The sequence below is a fragment of the Paenibacillus sp. B2(2019) genome (assembly GCF_008370385.1).
In the GTDB taxonomy this organism is placed as follows: domain Bacteria; phylum Bacillota; class Bacilli; order Paenibacillales; family Paenibacillaceae; genus Paenibacillus_AQ.
Map to the genome: position 1 here is coordinate 43,724 of NZ_VTZR01000017.1, position 14,035 is coordinate 57,758.

Genomic DNA, 14,035 nt, shown 5'->3' on the forward strand with positions numbered 1-14,035 from the left:
AAAATAAACGAATACAGCGGGAACTATAGGAAGGAAGAATCTCAATGAAAAGGTCGCTGATTAGTCTGGTATCCAACACGCTCATTGTCAGCTTGCTTTTATCCTCATGTATGAACTTAAGAGAAAAAGATTTGTCTGCATTTTTTCCAGATGAGGAGGCCATGCGATCTAGTGAACCGGTTAACAACATTCAGGAGGCAATAACGAGAAGCGAGGCGGAGTCGGATCATCCGCAGTTGGAAATCTTTAGCTGGTGGACAGGGGCCGGGGAAGAAGCAGGGTTAAAAGCTTTGATCAAGGTATTCAAAGAAAAGTATCCCGGCATTTATGTCTTTAATGCTGCCGTTGAAGGCGGTGCAGGGGGAAATGCCAAGGAAGTACTTGAACGGCGAATGAAGGAGGGGGAACCACCGGATACCTTTCAGGGGAGGAATATGCTCTGGGCAGCTGAAGGGCGGGTAGAGCCGTTAAATGATCTGTACGAAGAAGAAGGCTGGTATACAGTATTTCCTCCAGAGATCATCGATATGCTTAGTCTTGGGGATGACATTTATTATGTTCCACTTAACATTCACCGTCAAAATGTGCTCTGGTACAATAAATCCATCTTCGCTGATAACAACCTTCAGGTTCCATCGACATTCGATGAGTTTTTTAAGGTGGCTGATCAATTACAAAGAAAAGGCATCACACCGCTGGCTTTTGGAAACAAGGAACCGTGGATGGTTAGCGCTCTTTACACGAATGTCATGCTCGGAACACTGGGGGCCGAGGATTATAAAAAGCTAAGTAAAGGAGAAATCAATACTGACGATCCTCATGTAAAAGAAGGGATGGAGCGGTTCGCCAAGATGTTGACCTATGTGAATGCTGATCATGCTGAACGAAACTGGCAGGAAGCGGCTAAGCTCGTTGCTGAGGGGAAAGCGGCAATGAACATTATGGGCGATTGGGTGAATGGTTTTTTCACACATGATCTGAAGCTGAAGGACGGTGTGCAGTTTGGCTGGAACGCTTCACCAGGTACAGAAGGGATATTTAGATTCCAATTGGATGCTTTTGGATTGTCACGCGGTGCTGAGGATCGAGAGTCAGTTCGTGATTGGTTAAGGGTACTGGGATCTGCCGAAGGTCAGAATGCCTTTAATCCGCTTAAAGGTTCGATTCCAGCTAGGCAGGACGTTTCGATTTCGAATTATGACAGCTATAGCCGACAGGCCATGGAGGCATTCCGAAACAGTGCAAAGAACAAGGAGCTAGTGTCTGATAGTAGGCTGCCCGCTTCTTTAGAAGCTGAAGCTTTTAAGAAAGCAAAGGAACTACAGTCTAATCCATAAACAATCCTTATATTTCCGAGAAACGTTTCACACATACTTAATCCGAATATTTCTCCCACAAACACTTACCGTCCTTATAAGGATGGTAAGTGTTTGTGTTTGGAAAATAAATTATGGATTGTGATGTTGCAATGAACATTTTATGGCGATTCTAATGGATGTAGGTAGGACATAATAGGTGTGGAGTCTGCTCAGGAGGGAAGACATTGCGTAATAACAAACATCGGCGTGTATTCAGCGGTCTTCTTATTTTATCTGTGGCTGTAGCCGTGTTGATTCTTAGGCTGGCATGGGTTCAGCTAATTATGAAGGAACAGACGGTTCCTGGAACAAAATATACACTTGCGAAGATGGCGGAAATTCAAAGTGAACGGGAGACTGTACTGGACAGCGGTCGGGGACGTCTGTATGACCGCAAGAATGAGCCTCTTGCGGGGGAAACCATTTGGACGGCGGCTTTTTTTCCACAAGAGGAGATGGCTAAGAAATCTGTGACGAAGGTTGTTTACGAAGAAGCTAAACCCATGCACCGACTGGCGGAGATTCTGGGTGTCAGCTATGAACAACTGTTGAATAAGCGGGCGTCACTTAAAGAACCTTTGCTATGGCCATCTTCAGTGGGAAAAGGACCACTCGCGTTGTCTCAGGCACAGGCAGAAGAAGTGAGTGCACTGGGGATCGACGGAGTAGGCGTGCTCCCTTTCGCACGCAGATATGATGGGATTTCTTCAGGTCGGCAATGGCTAGGCTATTTATCGGAAGCTACTATGCATGCTGGAGCTAAAGCTTCTCCTACGGGTCTTAGAGTTCCTATGACGGGAACGGACGGTTTAGAGAAGACATTAGAGCCTTTGCTTCAAGGGGTAGGACACACGGAAGCTTATGTTCAAGTGGATGCGCGTGGGAATCGCCTTCCAGGCAGTCCCATTCAAGTTAAAGCTCCGGGTAATCCTTATTTCCCTCTGTCGTTATATACAACGATTGATAAAAAGCTTCAGGAGGGAATTGAGGAGCTTGCGCTCAAATCCGGAATGAAGGAAGGAGCCATAGTGGTGTTAGATACCGGGACGGGAGATATTGAAGCCATGGTATCTTTACCCTTCTATAATCCAGAGAAGATATCTCCACAAGGCGGGGAGTGGAACAATCGGGCACTCCAGGCTGCCGTTCCTGGATCGATCTTCAAAATCGTTACAGCCGCCGCGGCCTTAGAAGCGGGTGTAACCTCCGCTGATGAGCTTTTTTATTGTTCCGGGCAATTTGAGAAATATGGATTGTCTTGTCTGACAGGAAAAGGACACGGACCCCTTACGCTGGCGCAAGGATTCGCCGTGTCCTGTAATACTGTATTTGCTGCTCTGGCAGAGCGCTTAAGCGGTATCCAGCTTCAATCAACTGCACTGGCGCTAGGACTCGGTAGAGATATCAGCTGGCAATCCGAGAAGACGCTTGGGTTTCCACTTCTAAAACCACTTTCCGGAGAGCAAAAGGGAACCATCTTTACTACCTTACTGCCGGATGACAAGGGAGCCAGGGTACAAACTGCAATTGGACAGCGGGATGTACAAGTCACACCCTTACAAGCAGCTAATCTTATTGTAACGCTACTGCATGGAGGTGAAGTAAGGGCACCAAGGATTCTGCAGCGAATCACATTTGCGAACGGGCAGAAGCTGGAGGAGCTGCCGGGACATCTGTCCCCTTCCTCAGCAGGGAGAATTTCTGAGTCTACAGCCCGCCAGTTACTGTCCATGATGCGCAAAGTTGTAACGGAAGGAACGGGAACCCGTCTACAAAGCACACACTGGCCTGTTGCAGGTAAATCTGGGACGGCACAGACGCTGGTTAAGGGCGTAGCACGCAACAATCAATGGTTTATCGGCTACGGTCCGGTGGATCACCCAAAATATGCTGTATCAGTTGCAGTAGAGAATGTCGCTCCGGATAGTCCGCATCTCGCCATTAAGCTGTTCGGTCAGATATTTGATTTATTATCGTCTTCTACAGAAGCTTGAGGCTCCGGAGGAGTAGCAGTGGCCTTGCCCTTAGATGAAGGGCCATTTGCAGCAAAGGGCGAAACGATAAACTCTTCTTGAGGCAAATAGATCCAGCTCTGAAGATATCCTTGTTGAATTAGTTCTTTGATCAGAATAAGCAGAATCGGCGACAGGATCAGACCGGCCATACCGAAAGCGGATGTGGACAGAATGACGAAGGACAGCATCAGAAAAGCAGACGATACGCCAATCGAATTCCCGGTAATCTTCGGTTCAAGCAGCTGTCTTACAATCAATACAATCGCCAGGAGTACGATTAAACCGATTGCTAATGAGGTATTGCCAACAATGAACAGATAGATGATCCAAGGGACTAAAATCGTCGTTACACCAAGGAGCGGCAAAACATCAAATACAGCACAGATAAGCGCCATAGTGATTTCGTTACCGGTCCTTAGTATGAATAAGCCAACCAGTACGATAACAAAGGTAATGCTGATCAGAATAAGCTGGGCTTTTAAATAAGAGCCGATGGCTTTAAAGACGTTGCCCTGCAAAAAAGCGTAAGCAGTTTTAAATGTTTTTGGCATTTTGTCATGGGCAATCTTGCGCCAATCTTTAATCTCCATACTAAGGAAAAACGCTAAAATAATGGCGATCCCAAAATTGGCCATGAAGGAGGAGAAGGATCCGAGCACACCGACCATATATTTTAGAAAAGTAACAAGCCATCCAGTAAGAACATTCGTGGCATCTTTAAAGTAGCCATTCACTTTATCGGTAATATCCGGCGGCAAGCTTTCGATTTTTTGCTGAAGGTAGGTTGTGGATTCCACGAAATGTTGTTGCACCACATATGTATACTTAGGAAGATTATCTTGAAAGTGAAGCGCTTGGATGGTGACCAATAGCCCAGCGCCAAATAACGTACCCAGAAGAACGATTAAGAACAGAAGCACTGAGATCGCTGAAGCGAATGGTTTAGCAAGCCCCCGTCGGTTCAAGAAACGGGCAAGCGGTTCAATAAGCAAAAATACAAAAAAAGATAGGAATACAGGTGCAGCTAACTGATACAATTTACTGAAGGCGAACATAACCAGATAGACCGTGAGGACAATTAATCCAATGTCGAAGAACGTGCGCCAATATTTTTTGTATAACGGCAGCATAGATATAAACAACTCCCTTTTTTAATAAGTTGATAGGTCAGCTTGAATACATTGTACATGATTTTACCTAAAAACCGTCTATTTCTTTGATACATGTGTTAAAATAGGGGGTAACGTATTTTTTATCTAACTTCACTTGGCCGTATCACAGGTTCTGCTTGCAGATGTAAGGCGAGCCAAAGTCAACTCTGGAAAAGCGAGGAATTCATATGCAGACTTTGCTGCTCTGGTTATTTTATATCTCATCTTTTTATGCTTTTATCCCGGGTATGATTAGCCGCATTTTTGGTTACCGTGTCTTTCGTAAAGGAACTGGGCGAAATGAGTTCGCGTTGACCTTTGATGATGGACCTGACCCTCGATTTACACCGTTACTTCTGGATTTATTGAAGAAGTATGATGCAAAAGCAACCTTTTTTGTAGTAGGATCTAACGCTGAACGTTATCCGGATCTTATTCAACGGATACATGAAGAGGGACATCTTATTGGAATTCATAATTATGTTCACAAGACGAACTGGCTCATGCGGCCCGCAACCGTTCGTCGGCAGATTCAGCGCACGAATGATATTATCTACAACATAATAGGCGAGCGTAGTACTTATTACCGTCCACCTTGGGGGATTGTCAATTTGTTCGATATTTCCAAACGTCGCCAAGTTGAAATTGTTCTATGGTCGGTAATGTTTGGAGATTGGCGTGAGAAGCTTGGTGCGCAGCGTCTCACTGAGAAGATGCTGGCGCGATTAAATCCCGGTGAAGTGATGTTGCTGCATGATAGTGGCACAACGTTAGGTGCCGATCCGGACGCACCCGAGAATATGCTTGTAGCCCTTGAACTGACGCTGCAGGAGGCCCAAAGAAGAGGACTGCGCAGTATTCGAGTGGATGACATGATCAAGATGGCGGAGAAATCACCGATTCGGCGTTTATCCTTTGGTAAACGAGTACTGGTCGGACTCTGGTTGGCTTGGGAGCAGGTATTCCAAGTAATGTTCCAGCTCAAGACGATTAATCCAGCCGATCCATTCATGCATTATCGAATGCGTAAATATCAGGGAGAGCCTGTTGAACTTGGTGATGGAACCTTGCTGAGTAAAGGTGATAAAGTCATTGAGCTGCATATTGATAACAGGCAATTATTCGAGTTAGGTATTCATTCTCGTTCTTCTGCTCAACTTGCGATTCGCATGATCCGCAGAATGGAGAAAGGGTTGCCAATGCTGGCAGAAGTTATTGCCGAAGATGTAAACCTCGCGCAAGCCAAAGCACTTTATGGGGTTAGTATGATTAACCGTGGGCCAGAGAAATTCGGCTTTAGTGTACATGATTTGCCCGATGGCATATTCGCACGCTCCACCAAGTTTTACTTAAAGATCCTGTTAAGTGTGATTCATCCAGATGGTGGTGCTAGGCTCAAGGAGCGTAGTGAGGTCCTTGTACCGAAGCTAATCCTGATGCCTGTCTCAGAATTACTCAAGAAGATGAATAAGCAACTGCCTCATGATGAAAGGTCAGTAAGAAAACGTAAAGCGCAGCAAGAAGAAGCGTTGTCACTTAATGATTCACTCACAGAAGTGGAATTGCCAGGAGCAACAGTAACGAATTGATTCATGATATTATTTAGTCTTATATAATGAACCGTAATATAGATGCCTCACAAACCAGAAATGGATTGTGGGGCGTTTTTTCTTGTGCCCAATAAAAAAGAGCAGTCCGACCATAGATTATCTAAGGTAGACTGCTCTTGTATGCCAGAAACAAATAGAACTCGGGTTTGCTAATTAAATCTTCAGTACTGCACCGTTACTTGCGTTGGTAACCATTTTGGAATAGCGAGCCAGGTAACCAGTCTTAACTTTAGGCTCAAACTCTTTCCAGCCCGTACGGCGAACCGCCAATACTTCTTCGTCAACCAGGAGTTCAATCTTGCGATTGTTGAGGTCGAGTTCAATGATGTCGCCATCTTCAACAAAAGCGATCGGGCCGCCTTCAGCAGCCTCCGGAGAAATGTGCCCGATGCTAATTCCGCGGGAAGCCCCCGAGAAACGTCCGTCTGTAATCAGACCAACCTTAGCACCAAGACCCATCCCCACGATTTGCGATGTAGGAGCTAGCATTTCCGGCATTCCCGGTCCACCTTTTGGACCCTCATAACGGATAACGACTACATGGCCTTCTTTAACCTTACCGTTAGCGATACCTTCGAGTGCGGATTCTTGGGAATCAAAGCAGATCGCAGGACCTTTGTGATATCCACCAACAGAAGCATCTACTGCACCTACTTTAATGATGGAACCTTCAGGAGCCAGGTTGCCGTAAAGTACGGCGAGACCGCCTCTTTCGGAGTAAGGGTTATCGATCTTATGAATAACGGAAGTATCTTGGATCTCATGTCCGGTTACGTTCTCGGCTAATGTTTTGCCGGTAACCGTCATGCAGTCTCCGAACAGAGCCCCCGGTTTCTTAAGTAGTTCATTTAATACGGCACTAACGCCGCCCGCGCGGTCCACATCTTCAATGAAAATATCGGAAGCCGGAGCCAGCTTAGCCAGGTAAGGAACACGGTTAGCCACTTCGTTAATGCGTTCAAGTGGATAATCGATACCAGCTTCTTGAGCCAGTGCAAGGGTGTGCAGCACCGTGTTAGTGGAGCCGCCCATTGCCATATCCAGCGCAAAAGCGTTATCGAGGGATTCTTTAGTTACGATATCTCTTGGTTTAAGGTCTAACTTAATCAATTCCATCAGTTGAGTAGCAGATCTGCGTACAAATTCTCTGCGCTCATCAGCTACAGCTAGGATGGTACCATTACCTGGCAATGCCAGTCCAAGTGCCTCTGCCAGGCAGTTCATGGAGTTGGCCGTGAACATTCCCGAACAAGATCCGCAGGTAGGACAACCGAATTGTTCTAATTCAAGCAATTCAGCATCGTTGATTTTGCCTACTTGGTGAGCACCTACGCCCTCAAATACCGAGGTAAGGGAGAGCTTTTTACCTTTACTATCTACGCCGGCTTTCATTGGACCGCCGCTTACGAACATGGTTGGGATATTAACACGCAGTGCGCCCATCATCATACCCGGTGTGATTTTATCGCAGTTAGGGATGCAGACCATGCCATCGAACCAATGCGCCGAAACTACAGTTTCCAAGGAGTCAGCGATGATCTCACGGCTTGGCAGTGAATAACGCATGCCGATATGTCCCATTGCGATACCGTCATCAACGCCGATCGTATTAAATTCGAAAGGAACGCCGCCAGCTTCACGAATCGCTTCCTTAACGATCTTACCGAACTCTTGAAGATGCACATGACCTGGAACAATATCAATATAGGAATTGCAGACCGCAATAAACGGCTTTCCGAAATCTTCTTCTTTTACTCCGGCTGCACGCAGGAGACTACGGTGTGGAGCACGGTCAAAGCCTTTTTTAATCATGTCTGAACGCATTTTCTTAGCTGCCATATTGACATTTCCCCCCTAAATAAATTGCAATGAAATATAGTGTCGCATTAACGCAATGAACTCCAAAGACCTGCGTATATACGGTTTATAGAATGAACGGGGACGAGCTTCCTAGAGAAGAAGGGCGAAGCCGATTCTATAAAAAATGCCGCTGTTTTGGTATAAACGGTTCCCGCCAATAATGAACGGAGAAGTCATTGTTATTAGTGAGTCTATCACAAAGAACACGTTTTTTCTACCGGACAATGTGAAGTTTCTCATGAGGAGACTGGCCTTAAATAGTATAAAAAAACCTATCCGCTAGGGGATAGGCCACTTATAATGAGCGCCTTAAGGCAACACGCTGCAGGGTGATCATCCAGCCAACGGGGGGCTCAACAATAGGATGCATCAGCCTTTTTACACTTGGTTGGGCTAAGAGAATGGTCAGTAAGATTGCAGAAAGCACCAATAACATGGCACCTATAGAATGGTTGATATAAGAGTACAGGCCAGAAACAGCGGCAAAACGAACGATAAATCCGTGAAGTAGAAAAACATATAACGTACGGGAGCCCCAGTCAGTCAGCCGGCTAAGCGAGTAAGGAATCCACCCCATAAACGCTAGTGCAGCAGTGATTTGTAGCCCGTAAACGCCCAGACGATAAATTCCTGCGTACCATTCTTGAAACCCAAGCTGCATGTATGTCATACTTCCATAAAGCCAGCCTATCGGCAAGTCTGATCCCCAAGATGCAAACAGAAGGAATAGAAGGATGGAGACTGCGGCAGCGGTAATTTTAATCCATTTTTGAAAAAAGCGAGAAAAGGACTGGAACGAAAAATGATAACCTAATACGAAGAATGGCAGGTATACAAAAGTGCGGCTAATGCTGAACCATACGCCATCAAGCTGTAGGTACCCAACGGTAATTCCAGCGGCGACAGCAAAAATGAATTGAGTGGCAGGCGCCCATTTACGCATCCCGATCATCAGTATACGCCAGAAGGCATGACTTGCCAGGAACCATAAGAGCAAATAGGGGGCGAAAAAGGAATGATGGATACCCTGCACCTGATATATGGTGGCGTCCAGCATAGAGTAGAGGCTTTGAAAAATAATGTACTGCAATCCGATTTGCATGATAATGCGACGGCCTTGTGTACCCGTAAGGTGTTTATTGGCAAAAAAACCTGTAACGAGCACGAAGAGCGGCATATGAAAGCTGAAGATCCACATATATAAGCTATGCAAGCTGCTCATTGAGCCTATCAATGGTTCTATGGCGTTTCCAACGATTACAGTAACAATGAGAACAAAACGTAAATTTAGAAAAAAGGTCTTTCCAGGCGTGTCTAGCGAGTTTTCCCCTACCATGACTTCCCCCCAAAGATGCTTGATGCTTTAATTTTAAAATACAAGATTTTCTTCAATTGAATTGTGAATTAACTCACTATTGAAAGCGTTATCATGAGTGCCAAATGTGGCGATGTGTTGAAGGTTGTTAGAACAGTGGGTTTCTACTATAATTTTCTTATATGCAGTAACATCCGGGAGTGGAGCATGTTGAAGAAAAGAATAACTAAGCGTCGTATTGGTTTAATTGTACTAATCATTCTTGTTGTAGCCGGATTGCTGTTGTGGAAATATTTAACTCCGTATGCACCAGCTGAAGAAGCCGAAACTGCACTGATTTCAAGTGGTGGAGTTACAGTTGAACAGAATGAAAACTGGATTTCGTTCGAACCCTCCATTACTAAGGGGGCCTCGATCATATTTTACCCTGGAGCTCTGGTGAAACCAGAAGCTTACTCCCCACTGGCGAAGGGCATTGCTGCTGCGGGGCATCCGTTCTACATCGCTAAAATGCCGCTTAATTTAGCAGTAACAAAGGGCGATGCTGCAGAAGAGATTATTCGTGTGCATCCAAAGCAATCTTTTGTTCTAGGTGGGCATTCGCTTGGGGGTGTCATGGCGTCACGTTATGCGATTGAGCATGCGGACCAGCTGGAAGGTGTGTTTTTCCTGGCTTCTTATCCAGATGAAAAAGGTAGTCTGCGTGAGACTACTTTGTCAGTATTGTCGGTAGTGGGTACAGAGGATCAGGTTATTGACAGAGACAGCTACAACAAAGGACGTTCCTATTTGCCGGATAATACGGTTTATAGTTCAATCGTCGGTGGAAATCACGCTCAGTTTGGAAGCTATGGACCACAAAAAGGAGACGGGAAAGCAACCATTTCCGAAGAGGAACAGCAAAACGACACTGTGCGAGCCATGCTGGATTGGCTTGGGAATATCAGGTAGTCTTCAGTCTTTCCAACAAAGGGAGGATACTTATGCCAGAATTACAGATTAACAATGAATGCATACCCTGTTCAGGAATATTATTCGACAAAGATGGCACGTTATTGGATCTATTAGCCACTTGGGGGAATTGGGCCGAGCTTGTACTATGTGGAATGGAAAATCAGCTTGCGATTATGGGAACTGATTTTATCGTGGATCGGAGTAAAGTGCTAGGTACCCAGCATGATGCTTCAGGAAAGTTGATTGGTTATGATCCAGCAGGGCCGCTCACCATGGCTACAGAAGAAGAAAGTTATGGTGTGCTTGCATGGCAGCTGTATGGTGCGGGTGTTCCTTGGAATGAAGCGTTGACCCGTGTAAAGAGTATAGCTAAGGACGCTATGTATGAATTACGCAAACGCCGCACGGCACAACCTCTAGAAGGGCTTCTTCCTTTTCTGGAACAGTGCGCGGCTGCATCACTCAAGCTAGGGGTGGTTACCTCAGATGGCGCAAAGACCACTCAGGAGCATCTGGATTGGCTTGGTATTGCTCATTATTTTCATTCGGTAGTTACAAGAGACAGAGTATTAAACGGAAAACCCGCACCTGAAATGGCTGAATTAGCTTGCCGGGAGCTGGGGCTGTCTCCTGAAGTGACGATTATTATTGGTGACAGTAATGCAGATATGCAATTGGGTAAAGGTGCAGGCTTACGCCTCGCCGTTGGAATCTCCAACATGGGTGATGGAAATCACTTGATTGACGCAGATGTGATTATTTCTAGCTATAATGAGCTAAGGATCACCTACTGATCAGCATACTAATGGAAAGGATGTGCTACAACATATGGATCAATTGCAGACACTTGCTTCTTGGATTAAAGACTGTGACAACATCGTTTTTTTTGGAGGGGCAGGTACATCAACAGAGAGTGGGATCCCGGATTTCCGCTCGGCAGCAGGATTATACCAGACTCAGCACAATTCACCTTATCCGCCTGAAGTGATGCTGAGCCGAACTTTTTTTATGTCCTCACCGGACATTTTTTTTGATTTTTACCGTAGTAAAATGATTCATCCCGATGCTCGTCCGAATGGCGCACATCTGCTGCTTGCAGAGTTAGAACGACAGGGCAAGCTTAAGGCAGTGATTACGCAAAATATTGATGGCCTACATCAGCTGGCGGGTAGCCAAAAGGTACTTGAGCTGCATGGTTCTATTCATCGTAACTATTGTATGGACTGCTCACGTCATTACGGGCTGGAGCAGCTCCTAAGTACCACTGAGATCGTCCCTCGCTGCCCCGAATGTGGTGGCATTATTAAGCCGGATGTTGTGCTATATGAAGAAGAATTGGACCACTCGGTGCTGGTGAGTTCTGTCGAAGCGATAGCAGCTGCAGATATGCTTATGATTGGTGGAACCTCTCTTACGGTCCAGCCTGCAGCTAGTCTAGTCACTTATTTCCGGGGCAAACGTACGGTGCTGCTGAATGGCGACCCGACACCTTTTGATGATCAAGCTGATCTTCTGATTACAGATCGGATTGGGAAAGTACTCGGCAGTGTAAAGGAGCTTCTTGGTTAGAAGGGATAATCTCATGGCTTGTCGGTTGCCAGATTATTATTGCGCTTAGTAGTTTAAAGATAAGGTAGTACAGAAACAGCGCGTAATGAGAGGCAGGGATAAGCAATGGTATATGTAGCAAATGAAGCACGATATGAAGACATGCGTTATAACCGTTGCGGGAACTCAGGTCTTAAGCTTCCGGCAATCTCATTAGGACTATGGCAGAATTTTGGCGGAATTGATACTTACGAGAATGGCAGAGAAATGATCACTCGTGCTTTTGATCTTGGAATTACTCATTTTGATCTAGCCAACAACTATGGACCACCAGCGGGTTCAGCAGAAGAGCTCTTTGGTAAAGTGCTTGCAAGTGATATGGCTCCATATCGAGATGAAGTGGTGATTTCTACAAAAGCAGGGTACAACATGTGGCCCGGTCCTTATGGCGAATGGGGTTCGCGTAAATATATGCTGGCTAGTCTGGATCAGAGTCTGAAGCGGCTGGGCATAGATTATGTTGATATCTATTATTCGCATCGGCCGGACCCGGAAACACCTCTTGAAGAAACCATGCAGGCGCTCGACCATGCTGTGCGTTCCGGCAAAGCTCTGTATATAGGATTATCTAACTATACCGTGGAGCAGACGCTCGAAGCGGTTAGAATCTTGAACAGCTTAGGAACGCCGCTCTTAATTCATCAGCCGAGTTATTCTATGCTTGATCGCTGGATTGAGGGTAGTTTACAGGGTGTGTTGGAACAGAGCGGAGTTGGCAGTATCGCTTTTACACCTCTGGCTCAAGGATTGTTAACCAATAAGTATTTAAATGGAATCCCAGAAGGATCAAGAGCGGCCAAACCCTCTGCTGCATTAAATGAAAGCCGAATTACCCCGGATGTGAAGCGCAAGATCCACGCGTTAAATCAGCTTGCTGTTTCAAGAGGCCAGAGTTTGGCGCAGCTTGCACTAGCTTGGACACTACGTGATGGGAAGATTACTTCTGCATTGATAGGGGCTAGCAGAATTAGTCAGATTGAAGAGAATATAGCTGCACTTCAGCATTTGGAGTTCTCGCAGGCAGAATTGGATCGCATTGAGACTATTCTTCAAACGGAGAATGGAACTTGATGAAGACGTAGGTGAAGGGATGAGCTGCATCGATGGAGTTGCTTCAAGATGAGAACAAGGTGAAAGAGTGGGCCGAAGCCAACTCGGAATCTATAGGCTTAAATAGGTCGAAGATTGAGGCTAAGTATATTTGGAATCCTGGAGGGTTTGTAAACCAATCTTATCGCATAACGGATGGTCAAACCTTTCGTCATTTAAAACTCTCGCAAGAACAAAAAGCAGCAGGACTTAAACAGTGGGTTAAGATCAGTGAACATTTGACTTATAATTACAAGGCACCACGGTTGATTAGGGAGATTACACAAGAAATAACATCTGGTTATTCTTATGGTTTAGTGTTTGATTTTATCGAAGGTAAACCATTAAGCTCCATTTCCGATCCACTGCCAGTGGTTGAAAAGGTTCTGAGGTCCCTGCATCAATTACATGCGGATAAAGGAATTAGGATGGCAGTTGTAAGTGAGGATGAGGACTGCAATTATGCCGCCGCATTTACTGACGAATACATCAACCGATTTGAAGAAGATCTGCAAATTATTAGAGCGGAAAAGCATTTGCTGGACTTCGTAACGGCGGACACTTTAGATTGGTTCGATACAGAAGTGGAAGCTTTGAGAATTATGGTTAGTCAGCATCCTTCTTTTCAGAGAAAGGCGTCCGACATCGTACACAATGATGTGAATTGGCAGAATATCTTAGTCAATGATAATAATGAATTTTGGATTATTGATTGGGATGACCTTACGGTTTTTGGAGACGCTGCAATGGATTATTCCGTACTACTTTGGCCGCTCTATAAATCAAAAGATTGGACTTACTGTAGGGATCTAGTTATTGATTTAGCAGGCCTTGCAATATTGGAACGGATTGAGTTTTATTTTAGAGCGAAGCTACTTGATGATGTGATTGATGTTCTTGCTGACTATGTTGAAGCGGAGCAAGTGCCAGAACTGAAGGAAATGGCTCAGAAAAGGGCAAAAGAGATACATCTTCGTGCTTACCCTGAATATCTGAGTCTATATGCAAAATAACCGAAGCTAACTGAAAGATCAGCTTAATAAAGGGATTCACATATTGGACTTGCCTAATATGT

General features: G+C 45.4%; 11 protein-coding genes. 8 read left to right on the forward strand and 3 right to left on the reverse strand.

The features are described from left to right. Nucleotides 1-44: 44 nt before the first annotated feature. Both PAENI_RS14620 and PAENI_RS14625 read left to right on the forward strand, forming a co-directional pair. Entirely contained in the window at nt 45-1,337 is a 1,293-nt protein-coding gene (locus PAENI_RS14620; RefSeq protein WP_262495614.1) for an ABC transporter substrate-binding protein, read from the forward strand. A gap of 206 nt (nt 1,338-1,543) precedes the next feature. Then, a complete protein-coding gene (locus PAENI_RS14625; RefSeq protein WP_149645805.1) occupies nt 1,544-3,352 on the forward strand; it encodes a peptidoglycan D,D-transpeptidase FtsI family protein in 1,809 nt (602 codons plus the stop codon). On the opposite strand, the gene PAENI_RS14630 is transcribed toward PAENI_RS14625, so the two are convergent. Further along, nucleotides 3,313-4,503 carry an AI-2E family transporter gene (locus PAENI_RS14630; protein WP_149645806.1) on the reverse strand — a complete coding sequence of 397 codons (1,191 nt, stop codon included), beginning with the start codon at nt 4,501-4,503 and terminating at the stop codon, nt 3,313-3,315. The genes PAENI_RS14625 and PAENI_RS14630 overlap by 40 nt on opposite strands. Nucleotides 4,504-4,712: 209 nt before the next feature. On the opposite strand from PAENI_RS14630, the gene PAENI_RS14635 reads away from it, so the two are divergent. Beyond that, nucleotides 4,713-6,113, forward strand: coding sequence for a polysaccharide deacetylase family protein (locus PAENI_RS14635; RefSeq protein ID WP_149645807.1), 1,401 nt, complete (start codon nt 4,713-4,715; stop codon nt 6,111-6,113). A gap of 174 nt (nt 6,114-6,287) precedes the next feature. Here PAENI_RS14635 and ilvD read toward each other — a convergent pair whose 3' ends face one another. Beyond that, entirely contained in the window at nt 6,288-7,973 is a 1,686-nt protein-coding gene (gene ilvD / locus PAENI_RS14640; RefSeq protein WP_076284249.1) for a dihydroxy-acid dehydratase, read from the reverse strand. Nucleotides 7,974-8,289: 316 nt separating this feature from the next. Then, on the reverse strand, nt 8,290-9,330 hold the full coding sequence (locus PAENI_RS14645) for an acyltransferase family protein (RefSeq protein WP_149645808.1): 1,041 nt from the start codon (nt 9,328-9,330) through the stop codon (nt 8,290-8,292). A gap of 186 nt (nt 9,331-9,516) precedes the next feature. On the opposite strand from PAENI_RS14645, the gene PAENI_RS14650 reads away from it, so the two are divergent. The 5 genes from PAENI_RS14650 to PAENI_RS14670 all read left to right on the forward strand — a co-directional run bounded on the left by PAENI_RS14650 (nt 9,517) and on the right by PAENI_RS14670 (nt 13,973). Next, nucleotides 9,517-10,260 (forward strand): alpha/beta hydrolase, encoded by a 744-nt coding sequence (locus PAENI_RS14650; protein WP_076284247.1) that lies wholly within the window; start codon nt 9,517-9,519, stop codon nt 10,258-10,260. A 32-nt stretch (nt 10,261-10,292) separates the two neighbouring features. Continuing rightward, nucleotides 10,293-11,057, forward strand: a complete 765-nt coding sequence (locus PAENI_RS14655) for an HAD family hydrolase (RefSeq protein WP_149645809.1) — start codon at nt 10,293-10,295, stop codon at nt 11,055-11,057. Nucleotides 11,058-11,091: 34 nt separating this feature from the next. Beyond that, nucleotides 11,092-11,832 (forward strand): NAD-dependent protein deacylase, encoded by a 741-nt coding sequence (locus PAENI_RS14660; RefSeq protein WP_149645810.1) that lies wholly within the window; start codon nt 11,092-11,094, stop codon nt 11,830-11,832. Between the two features lie 105 nt (nt 11,833-11,937). Continuing rightward, a complete protein-coding gene (mgrA, locus tag PAENI_RS14665; RefSeq protein ID WP_149645811.1) occupies nt 11,938-12,942 on the forward strand; it encodes an L-glyceraldehyde 3-phosphate reductase in 1,005 nt (334 codons plus the stop codon). Between the two features lie 32 nt (nt 12,943-12,974). Further along, nucleotides 12,975-13,973: an aminoglycoside phosphotransferase family protein gene (locus tag PAENI_RS14670; RefSeq protein WP_149645812.1), complete on the forward strand. Its 999-nt coding sequence runs from the start codon at nt 12,975-12,977 to the stop codon at nt 13,971-13,973. The last annotated feature ends 62 nt before the right edge of the window (nt 13,974-14,035 follow it).

Coding starts and splice junctions, on each gene's coding strand:
- PAENI_RS14650 (WP_076284247.1), top strand. CDS start 9,517: ATGTTGAAGAAAAGAATAACTAAGCGTCGTATTGGTTTAATTGTACTA.
- PAENI_RS14670 (WP_149645812.1), top strand. CDS start 12,975: ATGGAGTTGCTTCAAGATGAGAACAAGGTGAAAGAGTGGGCCGAAGCC.
- PAENI_RS14655 (WP_149645809.1), top strand. CDS start 10,293: ATGCCAGAATTACAGATTAACAATGAATGCATACCCTGTTCAGGAATA.
- PAENI_RS14645 (WP_149645808.1), bottom strand. CDS start 9,330: ATGGTAGGGGAAAACTCGCTAGACACGCCTGGAAAGACCTTTTTTCTA.
- PAENI_RS14620 (WP_262495614.1), top strand. CDS start 45: ATGAAAAGGTCGCTGATTAGTCTGGTATCCAACACGCTCATTGTCAGC.
- PAENI_RS14635 (WP_149645807.1), top strand. CDS start 4,713: ATGCAGACTTTGCTGCTCTGGTTATTTTATATCTCATCTTTTTATGCT.
- PAENI_RS14630 (WP_149645806.1), bottom strand. CDS start 4,503: ATGCTGCCGTTATACAAAAAATATTGGCGCACGTTCTTCGACATTGGA.
- ilvD (WP_076284249.1), bottom strand. CDS start 7,973: ATGGCAGCTAAGAAAATGCGTTCAGACATGATTAAAAAAGGCTTTGAC.
- mgrA (WP_149645811.1), top strand. CDS start 11,938: ATGGTATATGTAGCAAATGAAGCACGATATGAAGACATGCGTTATAAC.
- PAENI_RS14660 (WP_149645810.1), top strand. CDS start 11,092: ATGGATCAATTGCAGACACTTGCTTCTTGGATTAAAGACTGTGACAAC.